The organism is Pseudomonas wuhanensis (assembly GCF_030687395.1).
GTDB classification, from domain to species: Bacteria; Pseudomonadota; Gammaproteobacteria; order Pseudomonadales; family Pseudomonadaceae; genus Aquipseudomonas; species Aquipseudomonas wuhanensis.
Map to the genome: position 1 here is coordinate 1700747 of NZ_CP117430.1, position 18647 is coordinate 1719393.

At 58.1% G+C, this 18647-nt stretch carries 15 protein-coding genes, 4 tRNA genes and 2 pseudogenes; 12 read left to right on the top strand and 9 right to left on the bottom strand.

Annotation, left to right across the window (positions count from 1 at the left end; translation table 11 throughout):
* Positions 1 to 20 precede the first annotated feature (20 nt).
* From PSH88_RS07790 to PSH88_RS07815, 6 genes and pseudogenes are all read right to left on the bottom strand, one after another.
* On the bottom strand, positions 21 to 380 hold the full coding sequence (locus tag PSH88_RS07790) for a DUF6124 family protein (protein WP_305425656.1): 360 nt from the start codon (positions 378 to 380) through the stop codon (positions 21 to 23).
* Between the two features lie 519 nt (positions 381 to 899).
* A pseudogene (locus tag PSH88_RS30440) lies at positions 900 to 1028 on the bottom strand (DUF6124 family protein); the annotation flags it as partial.
* A 121-nt stretch (positions 1029 to 1149) separates the two neighbouring features.
* Positions 1150 to 3561 carry an Ig-like domain-containing protein gene (locus tag PSH88_RS07800; RefSeq protein WP_305425657.1) on the bottom strand — a complete coding sequence of 804 codons (2412 nt, stop codon included), beginning with the start codon at positions 3559 to 3561 and terminating at the stop codon, positions 1150 to 1152.
* A gap of 239 nt (positions 3562 to 3800) precedes the next feature.
* Complete coding sequence (gene xopAW, locus PSH88_RS07805) at positions 3801 to 4649, bottom strand: EF-hand domain-containing protein (RefSeq protein WP_305425659.1); 849 nt, start codon at positions 4647 to 4649, stop codon at positions 3801 to 3803.
* A gap of 238 nt (positions 4650 to 4887) precedes the next feature.
* Entirely contained in the window at positions 4888 to 5940 is a 1053-nt protein-coding gene (locus tag PSH88_RS07810) for a sensor histidine kinase (RefSeq protein ID WP_305425660.1), read from the bottom strand.
* A complete protein-coding gene (locus tag PSH88_RS07815; RefSeq protein WP_223484365.1) occupies positions 5940 to 6698 on the bottom strand; it encodes a response regulator in 759 nt (252 codons plus the stop codon). Before PSH88_RS07815 ends, PSH88_RS07810 begins: the two co-directional genes overlap by 1 nt.
* Before the next feature lie 292 nt (positions 6699 to 6990).
* On the opposite strand from PSH88_RS07815, the gene pyrF reads away from it, so the two are divergent.
* Positions 6991 to 7689 (top strand): orotidine-5'-phosphate decarboxylase, encoded by a 699-nt coding sequence (gene pyrF, locus PSH88_RS07820; RefSeq protein WP_007931610.1) that lies wholly within the window; start codon positions 6991 to 6993, stop codon positions 7687 to 7689.
* 132 nt (positions 7690 to 7821) lie between these two features.
* Here pyrF and PSH88_RS07825 read toward each other — a convergent pair whose 3' ends face one another.
* Positions 7822 to 8826, bottom strand: coding sequence for an NADP-dependent oxidoreductase (locus PSH88_RS07825; RefSeq protein ID WP_305425664.1), 1005 nt, complete (start codon positions 8824 to 8826; stop codon positions 7822 to 7824).
* A 236-nt stretch (positions 8827 to 9062) separates the two neighbouring features.
* Here PSH88_RS07825 and PSH88_RS07830 point away from each other — a divergent pair, with 236 nt between their 5' ends.
* The 4 genes and pseudogenes from PSH88_RS07830 (at position 9063) to PSH88_RS30450 (ending at position 13585) form a co-directional block, all read left to right on the top strand.
* On the top strand, positions 9063 to 9824 hold the full coding sequence (locus tag PSH88_RS07830; protein WP_217854199.1) for an SDR family oxidoreductase: 762 nt from the start codon (positions 9063 to 9065) through the stop codon (positions 9822 to 9824).
* A 282-nt stretch (positions 9825 to 10106) separates the two neighbouring features.
* Positions 10107 to 11483, top strand: coding sequence for an aminotransferase-like domain-containing protein (locus PSH88_RS07835; protein ID WP_305425665.1), 1377 nt, complete (start codon positions 10107 to 10109; stop codon positions 11481 to 11483).
* Between the two features lie 1016 nt (positions 11484 to 12499).
* Positions 12500 to 12676, top strand: a pseudogene (locus tag PSH88_RS30445) (HAMP domain-containing protein); the annotation flags it as partial.
* Positions 12677 to 12880: 204 nt separating this feature from the next.
* Positions 12881 to 13585, top strand: a complete 705-nt coding sequence (locus tag PSH88_RS30450) for a methyl-accepting chemotaxis protein (RefSeq protein WP_370694696.1) — start codon at positions 12881 to 12883, stop codon at positions 13583 to 13585.
* A gap of 70 nt (positions 13586 to 13655) precedes the next feature.
* On the opposite strand, the gene PSH88_RS07845 is transcribed toward PSH88_RS30450, so the two are convergent.
* The gene (locus tag PSH88_RS07845; RefSeq protein ID WP_305425668.1) at positions 13656 to 14414 is read right to left on the bottom strand and encodes a hypothetical protein; all 759 of its coding nucleotides are present in this window, start codon (positions 14412 to 14414) and stop codon (positions 13656 to 13658) included.
* Positions 14415 to 14805: 391 nt separating this feature from the next.
* On the opposite strand from PSH88_RS07845, the gene PSH88_RS07850 reads away from it, so the two are divergent.
* The 4 genes from PSH88_RS07850 to PSH88_RS07865 all read left to right on the top strand — a co-directional run bounded on the left by PSH88_RS07850 (position 14806) and on the right by PSH88_RS07865 (position 15218).
* Positions 14806 to 14881: transfer RNA gene (locus tag PSH88_RS07850), tRNA-Glu, on the top strand.
* A 2-nt stretch (positions 14882 to 14883) separates the two neighbouring features.
* A tRNA-Gly gene (locus tag PSH88_RS07855) sits at positions 14884 to 14959 on the top strand.
* A 104-nt stretch (positions 14960 to 15063) separates the two neighbouring features.
* Positions 15064 to 15139, top strand: a tRNA-Glu gene (locus PSH88_RS07860).
* Positions 15140 to 15142: 3 nt separating this feature from the next.
* Positions 15143 to 15218, top strand: a tRNA-Gly gene (locus tag PSH88_RS07865).
* A 59-nt stretch (positions 15219 to 15277) separates the two neighbouring features.
* On the opposite strand, the gene PSH88_RS07870 is transcribed toward PSH88_RS07865, so the two are convergent.
* Positions 15278 to 16144 carry a helix-turn-helix transcriptional regulator gene (locus PSH88_RS07870; protein ID WP_305425670.1) on the bottom strand — a complete coding sequence of 289 codons (867 nt, stop codon included), beginning with the start codon at positions 16142 to 16144 and terminating at the stop codon, positions 15278 to 15280.
* A 408-nt stretch (positions 16145 to 16552) separates the two neighbouring features.
* On the opposite strand from PSH88_RS07870, the gene PSH88_RS07875 reads away from it, so the two are divergent.
* From PSH88_RS07875 to PSH88_RS07885, 3 genes are read left to right on the top strand one after another with little or no spacing between them, the layout of a single operon-like run.
* Complete coding sequence (locus tag PSH88_RS07875; protein WP_305425671.1) at positions 16553 to 16744, top strand: Flp family type IVb pilin; 192 nt, start codon at positions 16553 to 16555, stop codon at positions 16742 to 16744.
* Positions 16745 to 16773: 29 nt separating this feature from the next.
* Positions 16774 to 17304 (top strand): A24 family peptidase, encoded by a 531-nt coding sequence (locus tag PSH88_RS07880; RefSeq protein ID WP_305425672.1) that lies wholly within the window; start codon positions 16774 to 16776, stop codon positions 17302 to 17304.
* A gap of 2 nt (positions 17305 to 17306) precedes the next feature.
* Entirely contained in the window at positions 17307 to 18641 is a 1335-nt protein-coding gene (locus tag PSH88_RS07885; RefSeq protein ID WP_305425673.1) for a DUF8689 domain-containing protein, read from the top strand.
* Positions 18642 to 18647 lie beyond the last annotated feature (6 nt).

Genomic DNA, 18647 nt, shown 5'->3' on the forward strand with positions numbered 1-18647 from the left:
GGGAACGATCAGTGCGTCTGTTAGCCCTGCGGGTCGAGATTATCCAGCACCCGATTCACCGCCAACTCCCCCAGCATGACCACCGATTGAATCCCCAGCATCATGTTGCGCTGTGGGATGTCCATCAACCCGGCGAATTCACTGAGCATCACGCTGGCTGAGGCCAGGGATTCGCAGGCGTTGACCAGCAGGGTTTCGTTATCGACCTTGGCGCCGACGTGGTAAATGGTGCTGGGTTTGCGCTTGGTGTCTTTGGGGGTGGGTGGTTTGAGGTAGTGATCGAGGGCGCGGTCGGCGGCTTCGTTGAGTTTTTTCGAATCGAGGGATTCGTAGGGGGATGTTGGATCGGTTTCAGGGGGGTTGGGTGTGGCTTTGAACATGGTGAAGCTCCTTGATGAGTGGAGCTACCGCCGTTCGCGGTCAAACGAACAAGGTGGCAGCTGTACGCGGGTTGACCGACCGGACATCAAGGAATCCGGCACACCCGAAGGTGTCCCACGCACAGCCACCGCGACACGATATTTCAGACATGCCTGAAATAGGTCTTGGACGCTGGCGCGCCTTGATTTATTCGGACGGTCAAATCCGATCGCTGATTCGTCAGCGACCCGGAAACGATAGGGCCCGACACCAAGACACACAAGCCGGCGGATTCTGGCGCAGCTGTAGGCAGCGACGCAAGGTTGTGTAGCCTGAGAGAGTTTCTGGAGATGTCGATTAAACATCTTTGTTTATTGATCACTCAGGCCCTGGTTCAGGCGGAGCGAACGGTAAATAAATACGTCCCCTTTTCGCTGTGTTCGCCGCCATATCGCGGTTGAGCACAATCTCATGGAGCTGCCGAAGGATGCGATCTTTTGATCTACAAACCCTGTGTCCACGGCACATCTGAAGCTTTGCGGAACGAGGTTATCCAGCATCCTGTTCACCGCCAGTTCACCCAACATGACGGACTGTTGAATACCGAGCAGGGTATGGTACTGCGGGCAGTTCAGCAGCCCCGCGAAATCGCTCAACATGACCTCGCTGACGCCTCGCTTCAAGGAACCCGGCGCACCGAAGTGCCCCACGTATAGCCGCCATAGACCAATTGACGAAACTGTCGATTGGTCTATGGCGACACTGACGAGCCTTGATTTTACTCTCGTTTCAGTTTCTCGGTACGAGCGCAATAATCCCTCGGCGTGTTGTATCTGTGTCACTAGGGCCATATGTCGAAAGCCGATACATGTTTTCGACCGCCGACCTTACATAACCTAACGCTCCATTTGAGTTGTATATGTAATAATTTGAGGCGTCAAAGTTTAATAGGGTATGAGTGGGATTTACTAATGAGTTATTAAGCAGTGTTGAGATAATTTGAGCAATAGGTGCGCCTCCTATTGATCTAATGTATGCAAGAGCTTCTGGACCCGTTCTCGTTTGGTTATGCTCGACTTTAAGGTCATATGTCTCAACCACCTGGACAATGTAACTGGAGGTTTGTTTGGTCTCATCAGTGACAGTGATGGTCGCGGATCCATTCCTCAAACCGGTGACTGTTCCGGTCGACGAATTGACCTGCGCTACTAGGGGGGCGGATGAACTATAGCTGTAAGGAGGATTGCCCTGGCTGGGGGTTCGTGTCCGGCTGTAATTTGGGCGAGGGTGCATAGTGAAGGTCGGATGAAAAAGTTTGTAACCGGACATACGTATCCCACTTGTCTCCATGACTAGCTTGATCTTGAAGGCTGTAATATAGCTCCGCACCGGAAAACTCACCGCTGTCGACTCATTAGACATACGATCAAAATTCACTTTGAAAGTGATCTTCACACTGCTGTAATTCTTAAGTTTGCCAAACCATTCTAAGGGAATAGGGGAACTTAGCCCTGACGCGGAAGAATACTCAGTTCCGCTAAAAACCACTACTTCAGTCGCATTGCCGTTCTTGTCGATCCCGTCATACCGCAACCAGATAAATTGCCCGACCTCCTGTCCTAGCCATTGCGCGATAGTCAGCGCATCTGTCGCAACCAGCTCCGAAACATCCAGTTCCTGCCCGGTTCGCCCGGCGATCACCGGTGTAGGCAAGCGCGCATCCCCATCCGCAATCTTCAACACACTCAGCTTCAGTACCGGCGACTTGCCAATCTGTGCGTCGTTTCGGTTCAAATTCCACCGCAGCTCAATATCCTTCCCTTGGCGCTCAGCTAGAAACGCCGGGGTCAGAATAGTATTGGTGCGTTTGTTACTGTTGAACGCCACCAGTGGAAATTGCGGCGAACCTGCAGGCGGATTAAGCTCCACCAACCGAGCCCTGTCCCCTTCCAGCGCCCCTAAGTGTTCAATGCGCACCGTCACCCCCTTCGGATAGGCCAACGGATCAATCGGGCTCACCGCAGGCGCCACCGGAAACGGCGGTAGCAAATCAACACTTGCTCTGCCGATGACCTCGACAGTGGTAATTTTGGACGTGGCGAAAACAGCCCCGTTTCTGACCTGCTCATATTTCACCCGCACAACGCTCTCCGCAATCACCTTGGCATTGGGCACCATCAGCTTGTAGGTGAATGGAGTCCGCGCAACATCCATTTCAACTGTGTGCTCCACGACAGCTCCGCTGAGCAGGGTGGCGCTGTAACTCACGCGGATTTTGTCATTGGACTGCCACTGTGGGGCAAAAACATGCACCAGTACCGTCAGGTCTTTCGTACCGAGTTTGCCAAGATCGATAGTGTTTGGGTCATCGCTTGGATCGTCCGGGTCTTCGGCCACATCTGGCTTGACCAGGCGCCTTTCCGCAAGATGCACGTCCACCAGCTCCGCACCTGACCACGGCGAGTCGGTGTCCGGGCCGTTACCCAATTGGTCAGTAACGGTGAAGGAAATTGGGAATTTCGGATTATCCTTGGCTGCCACGAACACGGCTTCCTCGACCATCACGCAAATGGTCGTGGGTTCCGGCGAGGGAATGGCAGGCGCTTCAGCGACAGTGACCGTCCGGTAAACATCCTGGCCGTTTAAGTTCAGCCTGAGGTAGTCATACGGGCGGCAAAAGGGGTATGAACAACAAACCAGCACACCTTGTTTCGCGCGGTCGGCATCGATGCCATCGTCGGTCACATCCTGCGGCAGGATGACTTTCAGTTCGGAGTGAGCCTTGTCGCCAGGGGTGCGGTCTTCCATACCGGGGCGAATGGCGTTGTACAGTAATGTCAGAACCGGTGTTGAGGTGCCGATATTCTGACTGCCGCGGGTGATGGTATAGACGAGTTCATTGAGCCGGTCAGACAGTAACAACCCTTTCGGGAGGTATAACGTGTTGACGGCGTTCTCTTCGCCTCGCTCAATGGGTTTGCTGGCCTTGGTCTCCCCGTTCAACACCAGTGCAATGACATCACCCGGGCGCACCGTGCCGGCGAGCGCCGGGGGGATATCCACTTTCAAGCCCTCGGGCTTGAGGTCATACGCACGTTGCGGCACCCCATAATGGGCACCGACCACGGGCGTGGTTGCTTCGGGAATACTGGGTGGAAACAGTGCGAGTACGGTGATGTCGGGTGATTCGGGCGTGGTCATGTCTGAGGCTCCTGCGTAATGATGACGGGCAGGAGTTATCAGAACGCTTTGCGGAGAAATGCGCACCTGTCAGATCTGACAGGTGGATGCGTGTTTCCGACCGGCGGTGCAACGCTATGAACTCTCGTTTCTGCTGGATACCTCTCAGCCGAGGCCGAAACGACAAAACCCCTCCCAAAGCCCACTGAGCCTGTGGAGAGCAGCGGGCTTTTTGCTGGGGTTTGAGGTTCTATCGCGGCTCAGGTCGCCTCGTTCAGGTATTTGCCCACGGTCGCCACGTTATCGAGCGAGTACTGCTTGCTCAGGTTGGCGATCATTTTGTTCAGGGCTTCGGTCACGTTGAACTGATTGGTGGAGCTATCAGTGTTCTGCTCGCGACCGGCTTGCAGGGCGGTTTTCAGTTCATCGCTGCTGACGCCCCCGCTGCTATCGCTGTCCAGAACCTTGAGCAAGGCGGCGCTGGTGTCGGTGCTGGTCGACGAGGTGCTGTCGCTGGCCAGGGCGCTGCTCAGTTCGGTGGCGGTGACACTGCCGTCGCTGTCGGTATCGAGCTGGCTGAACAGCTCTTCGCTGGACACTTGCTGAGGCGGTGGTGGCGGTGGGGTCAGGCTGGCGACGAGTTCGTCCTGGCTGACGGTGCCGTCTTCGTTCTTGTCCAGGGCCGAGAAGATTTCTGTGCTGTCGGCGGTGCTGCCGGCGCGGGTCAGGCCGTTGCTCAATTCATCGCTGCTGATGGCGCCGTCGCCGTCCGTGTCCAGGGCGCTGATCAGCGCATCGGCCAGTTCGGTGCTCGGCGCCTGATCACGCGGTGGCGGCGGAGGAGGGGCCATTGCGGCCATTTCCTCGCTGCTCAGGCTACCGCTTTCGTCACTGTCCAGGTCGCTGAAGTTTTTGCTCAGGCTGACCAGCAGACCGTCGTCGGTTTTCTGCGACAGGGCGCTCGTGAGCTCGTCCTGATCCACCGCGCCGTCGCTGTTGCTATCGAGTTTGGTGAGCAATTCTTTCTGGAATTGCTGGCTGCGGGCACTGTTGGTGGAGGTGCTGCTGGTGCTGGTATAGCTCGTGTAGTTGCTGACACTACCGATCATGGTGCTCACTCCTTGGAATGGGAAACCGGTGAGTGCACCGGCCTATGCAGCCTCAAGGGGTGAGTTGTCGTGGGTATGTGGGGTTTGTACCGTCCGGTACACAAACACAAATATCAGGCCAGCATCAAATCCTGTGGGAGCGGGCTTGCCCGCGATGAGGCCGGAAAATTCAACATCGATGTTGACTGTCAGACCGCTATCGCGGGCAAGCCCGCTCCCACAGGGGAGTCGTTGTGGTTTAGACACGAGGTAGGCGGATGACCGCCGTCAGGCCGCCACCGGACGTCTCTTCCAGGCTCAACTGCCCACCCAAACGCTCCGCTGCTTCCCGGGCGATGGTCATGCCCAGACCGACGCCGCCGGAGTTGCGATTACGTGAACCTTCCAGGCGAAAGAACGGTTCAAACACCGCTTCACGTTTATCCGCCGCGATACCCGGGCCATGGTCGATGACCCGGATCACCAGTGCCTCGCGGCTGTCTTCAAGCGTGATCAGCGCGTCCCCGGCATAACGCAAGGCGTTATCCAGCAAGTTGTTGATACATGAACGCAAGGCCATCGGCTGAACCTGCAACGGCGCGCAATGGCCGCTGGCCTGAACGTTGGAACCCTGGTCCTGGGCGTTTTCGCTCAGGGATTCCACCAGCGCCTGCACGTCCATCCATTGTGGCGCCTCGCTAGTGCGCTGTTCATGCAGGTAGGTGAGGGTGGAATCGAGCATGCTGATCATGTCGTCCAGGTCCTGACGCATCTGGCCTTGCAGCTTCTCGTCGTCGATCTGTTCCAGTCGCAGCTTGAGTCGCGACAGCGGCGTGCGCAAATCATGGGACACCGCGCCGAGCATGCGCGAACGCTGCTGCACTTGTTCCAGAATGCGTTTTTGCATCAGGTTGAACGTGTGCGCCGCTTGCCGCGCTTCCCGTGGCCCCGACTCATCCAGCGGTGGACTGTCGAGATTTTCACTCAGGCGCTCGGCGGCGTCGCTCAGGCGTTGAATCGGGCGGGTCAGCAGCTTGGCGCCGTACCAGGCGGCGATGATCAGCGAGACAAACTGAAAGGTCAGCGGCACCAGCGGCCCGCCGAACCATGGCCGTGGCGGCCGGTTACCGAAGCGCGAGTCCGGCGGTGGGCGTTGTCCGTCGAAGCGTTCGGAAAATTCCGACGGCGGAGGAGGGGGAGGCGGTGGACCGTAATGCCTGAACCAGAAGAACGCCAACAGGTGCGCCAGTACGATCGCCAGCAGCAGCACGCCAAACAGGCGGCCGAACAGCGTATCGAAGCGCGCACGCATCAGCCGATGTCTCGTGCGTCGAACAGATAACCCTCGCCGCGAACGGTCTTGATCAGTTGTGGGGCTTTTGGGTCATCACCCAGTTTCTGGCGCAGGCGCGAGACGAGCAAATCAATGCTGCGATCGAACGCTTCAATTGAGCGACCGCGGGCGGCGTCCAGCAGTTGTTCGCGGCTAAGTACCCGGCGCGGACGTTCGATGAACACCCAGAGCAAACGGAATTCGGCGTTGGACAACGGCACCACCAGGCCATCGGCGGCGATCAACTGGCGCAGCACGCTGTTGAGGCGCCAGGTGTCGAAGCGAATATTCGCACGCTGTTCGGTGCGGTCGTCGCGCACCCGACGCAGAATGGTCTGAATCCGTGCGACCAGTTCCCGCGGCTCGAATGGCTTGGCCATGTAGTCGTCGGCGCCCAGTTCCAGGCCGATGATCCGGTCGGTGGGTTCGCAGCGGGCGGTGAGCATCAGGATCGGGATGTCCGATTCGGCGCGCAACCAGCGGCACAACGACAAGCCGTCTTCGCCGGGCAGCATCAGGTCGAGCACCACCACGTCGAAGTGCTCGGCTTGCAGGGCCTGACGCATGGCGGCGCCATCGGTGACACCGCTGGCGTGGATACTGAACCGGGCCAGGTAGTCGATCATCAGTTCGCGGATCGGGACGTCATCGTCGACGATCAGGGCGCGAATGCTCCAGCGTTTATCGTCGGCCGGCGCTTTTTGATCGTCGTTCAGAGGTGCTGGGGAGTTGTGCATGCGTGCGTTCATCTGCCAGATAGGCTGCCAACCACAAAGATAGGCTGCGAGGTTGTGGCTTCAGCATAGGCGTCCGGCCGTGAGGCGGGAAGTGCTGTAGGACCTGTTGCGGCTGCCGAGGGTAGCGTTGAAGGGTGTTGTGGGCGTGTCGTGTGTGTATCGAACTCGACACAATGGCCGCAGGAGCTAGTCTTGTCTAAGCCGCGATGACGAATTACCGATCATCGGGTCCCGCAGCGGCGCTGGTTCCGCTACAATGCGCGCCGATTTCGACTTGCCTGAGAGCCCACTCATGTCCGCCTGCCAGACGCCTATCATCGTCGCCCTGGATTTCCCTACCCGTGACGCCGCACTGAAGCTGGCCGATCAACTGGACCCGAAGCTGTGTCGGGTCAAAGTCGGTAAAGAACTGTTCACCAGTTGCGCCTCGGAAATCGTCGGCACCCTGCGCGACAAAGGCTTCGAAGTGTTCCTGGACCTCAAGTTCCACGACATTCCGAACACCACCGCCATGGCCGTCAAGGCCGCCGCGGAAATGGGCGTGTGGATGGTCAACGTGCACTGCTCCGGTGGTCTGCGCATGATGGCCGCTTGCCGTGAAGTGCTCGATCAGCGCAGCGGCCCGAAACCGCTGTTGATCGGCGTGACCGTGCTGACCAGCATGGAGCGTGAGGATCTGGCGGGTATCGGTCTGGACATCGAACCGCAGGAGCAGGTGCTGCGCCTGGCCGCGCTGGCGGAAAAAGCCGGGATGGACGGTCTGGTCTGCTCGGCCCTGGAAGCCCAGGCCTTGAAGGCTGCTCACCCGTCGTTGCAACTGGTGACCCCGGGGATTCGTCCGGCGGGCAGCGCCCAGGACGATCAACGCCGCATCCTGACCCCGCGTCAGGCGCTGGACGCCGGTTCCGACTACCTGGTTATCGGCCGTCCGATCAGCCAGGCGGCGGATCCGGCGAAGGCGTTGGCGGCGGTTGTTGCCGAACTCGCTTAAACGCCACTAAACCTGTGGGAGCGGGCTTGCCCGCGATAGCGGTGTATCAGACAAGATTGATGTTGACTGACACGCCCTCATCGCGGGCAAGCCTGCTCCCACAGGGTTTTGTGATTCTTTCAAAATACCGGGTTAAATTTTCAACACCAACTTCCCGAAATTCTCACCGCTGAACAATTTCATCAGCGTCTCCGGGAATGTTTCCAGTCCTTCAACGATATCTTCCTTGCTCTTGAGCTGCCCCTTGGCCATCCAGCCGGCCATTTCCTGACCGGCAGCGCCGAACTGTGCGGCGTAATCCATCACCACAAAGCCTTCCATCCGTGCACGGTTGACCAGCAACGACAGGTAGTTGGCCGGGCCTTTGACCGCTTCTTTGTTGTTGTACTGGCTGATGGCACCGCAAATCACCACCCGCGCCTTCAGGTTCAGGCGGCTCAGCACCGCGTCGAGAATGTCGCCGCCGACGTTGTCGAAATACACGTCGACACCTTTCGGGCATTCGCGCTTGAGGCCGGCGTGTACGTCTTCGTTTTTGTAGTCGATGGCACCGTCAAAACCCAGCTCATCGATCAGGAACTTGCACTTGTCCGCGCCGCCGGCAATGCCCACCACCCGGCAACCTTTGATCTTGGCGATCTGCCCGGCAATGCTGCCCACCGCACCGGCTGCGCCCGACAGCACCACCGTGTCACCGGCTTTCGGCGCGCCGACATCGAGCAGGGCGAAATAGGCGGTCATCCCGGTCATGCCCAGCGCGGATAAATAGCGCGGCAGAGGTGCCAGTTTCGGATCGACCTTGTAGAAACCTCGCGGCTCGCCAAGGAAGTAATCCTGCACACCCAAGGCACCGTTGACGTAGTCCCCCACGGCAAAGCCCGGATTGTTCGAGGCGATGACTTTGCCTACGCCCAACGCACGCATCACTTCACCAATGCCGACCGGAGGAATGTAGGACTTGCCCTCATTCATCCAGCCACGCATGGCCGGGTCCAGGGACAGGTATTCGTTCTTGACCAAAATCTGACCCGTCGCCGGCTCGCCGACCGGTACTTCTTGATAGGTGAACGTCTCACGGGTGGCCGCTCCCACGGGGCGTTTGGCGAGCAGGAACTGGCGATTGGTCTGGGTAGTCATGACAGGCACTCAAGATGAATGAAGTCTTGTTGATAGACCTTCATTGGCGAAGCTGCAAGGTTGGCTGACGCTGCGAATGCACATCGATCCAGTGCAGTGATAGTCAGGGCGGCAGTTCTATCACTGCAACTCATGGGTGCCCAACCGGCCTTCTGATAGTGCTGCCGTGCCATACGGCCCTATGACTAGACTGGGCACACCCGATCCCCCGCATTCTTCCCTCCGAGGACATAACAATGAGCATGACGTTTTCCGGCCAGGTCGCCGTTGTGACAGGCGCGGCCAATGGTATTGGCCGCGCGACCGCTTTGGCGTTCGCTGCTGAAGGTTTGAAAGTGGTGGTCGCCGATCTGGACGCGGCCGGTGGTGAAGGCACTGTGGCGCTGATTCGCACCGCGGGCGGTGAAGCGACCTTCGTGCGCTGCAACGTCACTCTGGAAGGCGATGTGAAAAATCTGATGGACGAGGTAGTGAATACCTACGGCCGTCTCGACTATGCCTTCAACAACGCCGGTATCGAAATCGAGAAAGGCAAACTGGCCGACGGCACGATCGATGAGTTCGACGCGATCATGGGCGTCAACGTCAAAGGCGTCTGGCTATGCATGAAGTATCAGTTGCCATTGCTGCTGGCCCAAGGCGGCGGCGCGATCGTCAACACCGCTTCGGTCGCCGGGCTGGGCGCTGCGCCGAAGATGAGCATCTACGCTGCCTCGAAACACGCGGTGATCGGCCTGACCAAATCGGCGGCCATCGAATACGCCAAGAAAAAGATTCGCGTGAATGCGGTGTGCCCGGCGGTGATCGACACCGACATGTTCCGTCGAGCCTACGAAGCGGACCCGAAGAAGGGCGAGTTCGCCAATGCAATGCACCCGGTCGGGCGTATTGGCAAGGTCGAAGAAATTGCCAGCGCGGTGCTGTACCTGTGCAGCGATGGCGCGGCATTCACCACCGGTCATTCGCTGGCGGTGGATGGTGGGGTCACGGCGTTTTAATGTTTTGCCCACTTCTTCAGGCATACCTTTGTGGCGAGCGAGCTTGCTCGCGCTGGACTGCGTAGCGGCCCCAATTTTATGAGTGCTACGCACTCAAGCGCGAGCAAGCTCCCTCGCCACAGGTCTCTCAACATTACACACACTGGCGCCAGTTCCCTGAAGACGCCGATCAATGTGTTTCAAATGATTAGATCTGAGGGTTTTGGCGGCGTTGTCGCACATCCCCTCGAGCGCTCCTGTGATTAACTGTTTCCCGCAAAACGGACAGGAGTTTGCTTGCTCATGGAGTTGAGAATCGATCGACAGGCATTGGTGCCGGTCGTGCAGCAAATCGTCGACGCATTGGCCGACTGGCTCCGTCGCGGCGAGGTGTCGCCGGGGACGCGTTTGCCTTCCGTGCGACAAATCGCGCGAATCAATCTGCTCAGTCAATCCAGTGTCGTCGAGGCCTGTGAACGGCTTGTGGCTCAAGGAGTACTGGCGACGCGTAACGGGGCGGGTTTCTTTGTCGCGGCAACGGTGCTGGCCGCTCAGGGGCAACAGGATCTTCCCTGGTTCGAAGGGGTTGAGGAGAAGCAAAGCGGCCACGTCGGCAAACTGAAACTGGGTTGCGGTGGATTACCCGAAAGCTGGCGCGAGACTGACGACCTGAGCTACGCCATACGCCAGGTCAGCCGCACCGACATGGCCGGGTTGTTCAACTACAGCACGCCGCTGGGCCTGCCTGCCTTGCGCCAGCAGATCCTCAAACGGTTGAAACACCTGAATATCGAGGTGGATGAAAGCCGAATATTGACCACGGCGGGGGCCAGTCATGGGCTCGATCTGATTGTGCGCACGCTGTTCAATCCGGGCGATTGCGTGGTGGTGGAGAGTCCCGGTTACTCGATGCTGTTCGATCTGCTCAGGCTGCACGGGGTCTGCATGATCGAAGTGCCACGAACCCCTCGCGGGCCAGATACCGAAGCACTCGAGGCATTGTTGCTGAAGTACAAACCCCGTGGCTTGTTCATCAACAGCTTTTATCACAACCCCACCGGCAGCAGTTTGACCCCGGGGGTGGCGCAGCAGGTTGTGCAACTGGCGAAAAAAAATGGCGTGCTGGTGATCGAAGATGATGTCTATGCGGATTTGCACAGCGGCCCCGGCACGCGTCTTGCGGCTCTCGGCATCGATGACAACGTGATTTACGTCGGCAGCTACTCCAAAACACTCAGCAGTTCGTTGCGGGTCGGTTTTGTAGTGGCCGGTGCCGATGTTATTTCGCGATTGGCGCAGGTCAAGATGATCAGCAGCATGGGCGCTTCGCGGTTTAGCGAGTCGGTACTGGCTTGTCTGTTGGCCAGTGGTGCCTATCGCAAATTGGTGCAGCGTCAGCGCCAGCGTTTAAGCACGGGCAGGGAAGCGGCCTTGCAGGTGCTCGAAGACGCGGAGTGGGAGGTGTTCGGCAAGCCGGCGGGCGGCCTGTTCATCTGGGCGCGATCGCGCAAGTCTGACTACGCTCAGGTGCGAACTCAGGCGCGGCGCTTCGGTGTCCTGCTGTCTTGCCCAACGGCGTTCAGTCCGAGCGGCCAAGCTGATGACTGGCAGCGCATCAACGTTGCCTACGCCTGTGATCCTCGTGCCCGGGCATTTTTTCAAGCCACCGCCAGGGTCTGACGTTTGGGGATCGACCTCAAGCGTTCTGAAAGCGACGCGGACGTAGCTTTTTGCCATTATTCCGACGCCAGAGACTTGTGTTGGCACAAGCCCGTTGCGAATCTGCATCAACAGACAATGGCAGGGGACTAAGCGCAATGATTTCGGCCGTGCAAGGACGTTTTGCCAACCTCGGTATGGCGAAAAAACTGGGTATCGGGTTTGTGTTGGTGCTGCTGTTGACAGCCCTGGTGGCAGCCATTGGCGTATGGTCCCTGCAAACCATCAGCCAGCGCTTCGACGGGCTCAAGCAAATGTCGTCGCTCAACAGCGGTTTGCTCAAGGTTCGCCTGCTCGAGCAGGAATACGCCTTGCACGGTAATCCGAAAACCGCGGACGCCTTGCGCGCCGGGGTGGGCGCTCTGGTCGCGCTGGCAACCCAGCTCAAGGCTCAGTCGGCGACCAATGTGCCGGTCATGAATGACGTCGAGCAATCTCTGGACGCTTATCGCAAGGCTTTTGACGAGTTTGTCTCGCTGAGTCAGGGCAAGGACCTGGCACTGGAAATGGCCAGTTGGTCGGTATCCAGTGTGGCCAATAACCTGGACGTGCTGCAGGCCGGGCTCGCCGATGATGGTGCCTATACCTTGAAGGAATCCGAGGGCAAGGATGGCGCGCAATTCATTGAGCAGGCGAATCAGGTCAGCCAGGTTTCGCGGCTGATGTTGCAGGCCATGAACGAAGCGCGCGTACGCCTGGACCAGAGCCGCAAGGGCGACGACAGTGGCGGGCAGGGCAAGATCGAGCAAGCCGATCAGGCACTGACCCAGGCCGAGCAACTGAAAACCACGATCAAGGATGAGGGGTACCAGACCGTCCTCAATGAAGTGTCCGGTCACATCGCCGGTTTCAGTGAAAAACTCGCTGAGTACACCGGCTTGTTGGCGCAGGAAAAGACCGTCTACGAGCAACTCCACCAGCGCGCCGCTCAAGTGGTGGCGCGGGTGGATCAGGCCTATGTTGCTGAAGACCAGTCGATGCAGGCAGAGCTGAAAAAGAACTCGCTGTTGATCATCGGCTCCTCGGCGCTGGCCTTGCTGGTGGGGCTGATTGCTGCGTGGGTGATCACCCGGTTGATCGTCGCGCCGCTGCGCAGTGTGATCCGTGTCGCTCAGCAGATCGCCGCGGGCGATTTGAGTGCCACGATTGAAGTGACCCGCCGTGACGAGATCGGCCAGTTGATGCAAGCCATGCAGCAAATGGGCGCAGGGCTCAGCCATATCGTCAGTGGTTTGCAGGCCGGTATCGAACAGCTGGCAAGCTCTGCTCAATCGCTGTCGGCGGTGACCGAACAGACCAACCTTGAAGTCAGCAGCCAGAAGGAAGAAACCGAGCAGGTCGCCACGGCGATGAATCAGATGACCGCCACGGTGCATGACGTCGCACGTAACGCCGAGGAGGCCGCCCAGGCAGCACAGACTGCCGACGGCAAGGTCGAAAGCGGTCAGCAGGTGGTGCGTCAGAGCATGGCGCGGATCGAACAATTGGCGGACTCGGCCACCTCGGCCAGCTCCAGCATCGAAAGCCTCAGTGCGGAAATCCAGAACATTGGCACAGTGCTCAGCGTGATCAAAAGCGTCGCCGAGCAGACCAACCTGTTGGCGCTCAATGCGGCCATCGAGGCGGCGCGGGCCGGCGAGCAGGGCAGGGGCTTTGCGGTGGTGGCCGATGAAGTTCGGGCGCTGGCCAAGCGAACTCAGCAATCGACCGAGGAAATCGAACGGCTGGTCAGCGCCTTGCGCTCGGCGGCTCAGTCGTCGGTGCAGCAGATTCAGAACAGTGGCGAGTTGGTGAAGCTGGCGGTGAGCGATGCGTTGCAGACCGAGAGCGCCTTGGGGAGCATTGCGGCTGCGGTGTCGTTGATTCAGCAGATGAACCAGCAGATTGCAGCGGCTGCGGAAGAGCAGAGTTCAGTGGCCGAGGAGATCAATCGCAGTGTCACCAGTATTCGCGCCAGTGCGGATCAGTCGTCGCTGGCGATGCGGGGCAATGCGGCGTCGAGTATTGAGTTGGCGCAGTTGGGGGTTGAGTTGAAGGGGATGGTGGGGCACTTCAGGTTGTAGGGGCTGCCCTCCATCAATCCCAACGCAAAAAAAAGCCACCTGACCCGGTGGCTTTTCAGCATTTACATGATCAGTCGTAGATCGCTTTTTTCTTCCAGTCGGCATCAGCTTCGACGTCTTTCAGGCCTTCGGTCAATTGGTTCACCTCGCCTTCAACCGGAGCGATCTTGTCCATGACCTGGGCGTTGGCGCGGGCCAGGAGTTTCTCCAGGTATTCCAGCTGTTCTGCGTAAACCTGCGGTTCCTGTTGTTTGCGCAGGTATTGCACGCCGCGTTCGAAGGCCAGACGGGCCTGACCGGGCTGGTTCTGTTGCAGAGAATGCTGGCCCAGGTTGTTGAAGAATTCGATGTGCAGCAGGACCAGAATGTGGCGCACTTCGCGGATCCAGCGCTTGGCTTCGTTGGTCGGCAGGAAGCCGTCCTGTGCCGCGCGGGTGATCTGGCCATGCAAGGCTTCGAGCAGGAAGCGCACGTCTTTGGCTTTGGCTTCGGTCTGTATCGGTGCCGGCGGGTTGTTGACCGGGATCGATTCGCCCTGGGCGACCAAGGCACTCAGCTCGGTAATCCGTGCCTTCAACGTGGCGTTGGTTTTTTCCAGGTTCAGCAGGCGCTGGCAGACGTTCAGTTCCAGGCGGGTCAATAGCAGCTTGAGCGCGGGTGTTGTGAACTGACCAGGGAAAGTCTCGGTGATTTCGCCGCAGCGACGCAGGCGGTCGTTGAGTTCAACCTTGGTGCGGGCTTTTTCCAGTTTATTGTTTTCCACCACATGGTTCATGTAGCCAATGGCGATCAATAGTGCGATCCCGGCTACGACTAGCAGGGTGATCATGAGTGGTGTCACCGGTAAGACCTCTTTATGGGGTTCGCGTGCGAGTCGAGTGTAGTGGCTTGGCATTTGGGTGCCTAGCGCCGCTCGACGAGTGAATCGGTGTGGCTCTGCTTATATCGGCCGCAATGCTGCATATATAAGTAAATAGCGTGTGAGGTACACATTGCCATCATCCAGCGGGGACTATAGCGCCTTGATGGATGCCAGAATATAGGCGCCAAAGGTCAGGCGACTGAAAAGCCTGAATCACTGCTGAAAGCAGGGCGAAGTCATTGATTTAAATAAATTTATATCTGGGGGTTGACGACCCCTCAATCCATCCATAGAATGCGCGCCACTTACAGCGTAAAGCACACAGCGAAACGCGGTAGGGAGTGAATGTTGTACGTGTGTCCCCTTCGTCTAGTGGCCTAGGACACCGCCCTTTCACGGCGGTAACAGGGGTTCGAGTCCCCTAGGGGACGCCAATGCGGGAATAGCTCAGTTGGTAGAGCACGACCTTGCCAAGGTCGGGGTCGCGAGTTCGAGTCTCGTTTCCCGCTCCAGTTTTAAACGGCTTTGCTTTCGGGCAGGGCTGAGTGAAACCAGAACCAAATCTTCGGATGCGGATCTGGGCACCGAAACACACACCATGTGTTCCGGGCAGCGTGTCCCCTTCGTCTAGTGGCCTAGGACACCGCCCTTTCACGGCGGTAACAGGGGTTCGAGTCCCCTAGGGGACGCCATTTGCGGGAATAGCTCAGTTGGTAGAGCACGACCTTGCCAAGGTCGGGGTCGCGAGTTCGAGTCTCGTTTCCCGCTCCAAATTCAAAAAAACGCCGCTCATTGAGCGGCGTTTTTTTATGCGCGTGAAATAAGCCGGCTCAACTTCCGAGGCTCTGCACCAGGCTTTCGAGCACTTCAGCAGTTGTATCCTCCAGCGCCGGTTGCGCTGCTACCGCTCTGAGTTGGCATGTCAAACGGTATTCGCTGGGTGTGCAGTTGACGGACTGCTTGAAGGCGCGAGCGAAGTAGGACGGGTCCTTGAAGCCGGCCTCATAGCCGATGCTGGTAATAGGCATCTGGCTATTGTCGAGCAGTTGCTTGGCGAAGTTCATGCGTTTGTCCAGGATGTAATCGGTGAAGCCAACGCCATTGGCTTCCTTGAACAGGCGGCTGAAACGAAATGTCGTCATGCCGCAGCGCTTGGCCAAATCCCTCTGATCAATGCTGTCGCGAAAGTGCTGATCGATGTACAGCATGATATGGCTCAGCGCCTGATGTTTTTGATGCCCCGCGGTCAGGCGGATGCTGTCCGGCAGGGTAGGGGAGTGATCGATCAGCGATGTCTGGCCCTGGCCATTGGCATTTCGGCGCAACTCGCACAGCTGCACCACAGCTGTCAGATAGCGCTTCCTCTCGGTGGCCGAGAACGGCAGCACCATGTATTCCCAGACACTGGAACGCATAGCCCAGACGGCCAGTTCCTCTGAATGTTGGACGGTGAACATGGTGATCGGGATGCTGGGAGTAGTGCGTTTGATCTCCAGCAACAGCCTCAAGCCTGGGGTGTCGGGGCGATCAAAATGGATGCAGATCATGTCTGCGTGTTCCCCGTGGGGCAACACGGAGTTTTTCGCCAATTTGCAGTCGCAGGCGCCCTCGAACTGCGCGATGAGTTCCTTGGTGGAGCGATCGTGGGTCAGATCGAACCACAGTAGCGATGGCCTTCTGGTCAAATTGGACGTCATGTCTCTACTCTGCGGTTCTTCGTGCCGTTCTCGGTGAGTAGTATTGCTAACGTGCTATCACTTTGCAGACTAAATGCTGATAAGAAAAACGTAAGTTAGTTCTATTCGCTCTATGTGTTGCCTGAGCCTGTCTAGGGCGACTGTTTGTTGACGTGGCTTGGCACACCCGGTGTCAACCGCTCGTCGCTTGTGAATGAATGGCAATCGCCATTGCCTGCCACCCCTCGTTTTGCCCCCTCCTGATACTTCTTCAAAAGCCAATTACCCGTATTTGGCTCACCCGCAAAAAAGTCCTAGTGATGTGCAAAATCTTCCTAACGCCTATGCCTTGCCCCTGACTAGTGTTGCATCCAGGCAGTTCAGAACGTACTGCCTTCCGGAAAAAACAACATTCGAGAGGTGGGCAAAATGATCATTCAAACAATCAAGGCTTCGGTAATGAAGTTCGTCAAAGACGAAGACGGCCTGACCATTGTGGAGTACGCGGTGGCAGGTGGGTTGATCACGGTAGCTGTTGTCGGGGCATTCACGCTTCTTGGCGGGGTAGTGGATACCCAGATCAGGGCTCTTTGCAACGCCGTTATTCCTGGTTCTTGCTGATAACAACAACTCTGTTAGGGAGATGCGAAATGTCCATGGAACAGCTGGTTGCGACCGTTTTGCTGATAGGACTGCTGGGCGTGGCGGTGGTGAGCGACTTGCGTCGCCACCGCATTCCCAACCTGCTGATCCTGGTAGGTCTGGCCTTGGGATTGGCCGGCCAGACTTATTCAGGTGGGATTAGCGGGATGGGGGACGGCCTGATGGGCCTCCTGATCGGTTTTGCGCTGTTCCTGCCCATGTATGCCCTGGGCGGCATGGCTGCCGGCGACGTCAAGCTGATGGCCATGGTTGGCAGTTTCCTACCCCCCCATTACGCCTTGTGGGCTGTGTTCTTCAGCCTGCTATGGGGAGGCTTGTGCGGTTTCCTGATCGTGCTGGTGCGCGGTCAATTATTGCAGACCCTGGGACGTTATCGGTTGATGCTTCGGGCGCGGGCCTATATGGCTCCGAACTCGGAGGAGGTGGCCGGTAAGCCCTTTCCTTATTCGGTTGCGATCCTGCTCGGGACGTTGAACAGCGTCTACTGGCAACTCGTTGCCGGTGGATTTGGAGGTTAGTCATGCACGTCATCGTCGATAGTGATGCCTACCCCAGTGATCGAGAAGCGGTGCAACGACTGGCTCCTCAGCCGTGCAGTATCCGCGAAACTGGTCTGACCGACAGTTTTCTCGGTGAGTTGGTGTGCAAGCATTTGCATGACGCCGGCGTGCTGGACATGCCGCGGCTGGTGGAGCGCCTGGCGCTGACCGGCGCTGTACTTGAAGAAGTCCTGGCGTTCCTGCGCAAGGATGGTCGTGTCGAAGTGCTGGGCCAAGCGGGGCCGCAAACGACGAGCGGGCAGATGCTGCGTTATGGCCTGACCGAACGTGGTCGCAGTAATGCTCGCGACGCCCTGTTGCGCAGTGGCTACATCGGCGCGGCACCCTTTCCGGTGAGTTCGTACCGCTCCCTGATCAAAATCCAGACCATTCACCATGGTCGCATCAACGCCAATGATATGCGCAACGCCCTTGCTGGTGTGGTGCTTACCGAAGGGATGCTCGATCAGTTGGGCGTGGCGCTGAACTCCGGGCGCGCGATCATGATTTATGGCCCCGCAGGTACCGGCAAGACTTATGTCAGCAGTCGGCTGATTCGTCTGTTCGCCGAGGCCATCTGGGTACCTCATGCCATCGTGATCAACGAGTCGGTGATCGAGATCTACGATCCGCAGGTACATCAGCGGCTCGATGAGAGCAGCCAACAGAACAATCTGATGCTCAACGAAGGGATCGACCGTCGACTGCTGTGCTGCAAACGTCCGATCGTCATTACGGGCGGCGAACTGAGCATGGAGCAGCTGGACGTTCGCTATGACTCCTCCACCCGTCAGTACCAGGCCGCCTTGCAGCTGAAAGCCAGCAATGGTCTGTTCATCATCGACGACATGGGACGCCAGCGCATGGCCCCCGCCGAACTGTTGAACCGCTGGATCGTACCGATGGAAGAGAAGCGCGATTTCATCAATCTGGGCGGTGGTCGGCATTGCGAGCTGCCGTTCGATCTGATTCTGGTGTTCTCCACCAACCTCAATCCCCTGGAGCTGGCCGATGAGGCCTTCCTTCGCCGGATTGGCTACAAGCTGCAATTCGGTTACCTGAAGCCTGAGGAGTACGAAAAGATCTGGCGTCAGGAAAGCGAGCGTCTGGGTATTCCTTTCGACCCGTTGCTGCTGCGTTATGTACTGCAAAGGCTTTATGCAAGTGAAGGCATGCCCCTGGTGCCTTGCCATCCCCGCGATCTCCTGAACATGGCCCTCGATCGTCAGCGTTATATGGGCGGTTCCGGAGCCTTGTCACCACAAGAGTTGGAATGGGCCTGGCACAACTACTTTGTCCAGCTCGACTTTCTTTGATACGGA

Coding starts and splice junctions, on each gene's coding strand:
- PSH88_RS07815 (WP_223484365.1), bottom strand. CDS start 6,698: ATGCACAACTCCCCAGCACCTCTGAACGACGATCAAAAAGCGCCGGCC.
- PSH88_RS07880 (WP_305425672.1), top strand. CDS start 16,774: ATGTCCATGGAACAGCTGGTTGCGACCGTTTTGCTGATAGGACTGCTG.
- PSH88_RS07870 (WP_305425670.1), bottom strand. CDS start 16,144: ATGACGTCCAATTTGACCAGAAGGCCATCGCTACTGTGGTTCGATCTG.
- PSH88_RS30450 (WP_370694696.1), top strand. CDS start 12,881: ATGACCGCCACGGTGCATGACGTCGCACGTAACGCCGAGGAGGCCGCC.
- pyrF (WP_007931610.1), top strand. CDS start 6,991: ATGTCCGCCTGCCAGACGCCTATCATCGTCGCCCTGGATTTCCCTACC.
- PSH88_RS07790 (WP_305425656.1), bottom strand. CDS start 380: ATGTTCAAAGCCACACCCAACCCCCCTGAAACCGATCCAACATCCCCC.
- PSH88_RS07800 (WP_305425657.1), bottom strand. CDS start 3,561: ATGACCACGCCCGAATCACCCGACATCACCGTACTCGCACTGTTTCCA.
- PSH88_RS07810 (WP_305425660.1), bottom strand. CDS start 5,940: ATGCGTGCGCGCTTCGATACGCTGTTCGGCCGCCTGTTTGGCGTGCTG.
- PSH88_RS07875 (WP_305425671.1), top strand. CDS start 16,553: ATGATCATTCAAACAATCAAGGCTTCGGTAATGAAGTTCGTCAAAGAC.
- PSH88_RS07885 (WP_305425673.1), top strand. CDS start 17,307: ATGCACGTCATCGTCGATAGTGATGCCTACCCCAGTGATCGAGAAGCG.
- PSH88_RS07830 (WP_217854199.1), top strand. CDS start 9,063: ATGAGCATGACGTTTTCCGGCCAGGTCGCCGTTGTGACAGGCGCGGCC.
- PSH88_RS07825 (WP_305425664.1), bottom strand. CDS start 8,826: ATGACTACCCAGACCAATCGCCAGTTCCTGCTCGCCAAACGCCCCGTG.
- PSH88_RS07835 (WP_305425665.1), top strand. CDS start 10,107: ATGGAGTTGAGAATCGATCGACAGGCATTGGTGCCGGTCGTGCAGCAA.
- PSH88_RS07845 (WP_305425668.1), bottom strand. CDS start 14,414: ATGATCACCCTGCTAGTCGTAGCCGGGATCGCACTATTGATCGCCATT.
- xopAW (WP_305425659.1), bottom strand. CDS start 4,649: ATGATCGGTAGTGTCAGCAACTACACGAGCTATACCAGCACCAGCAGC.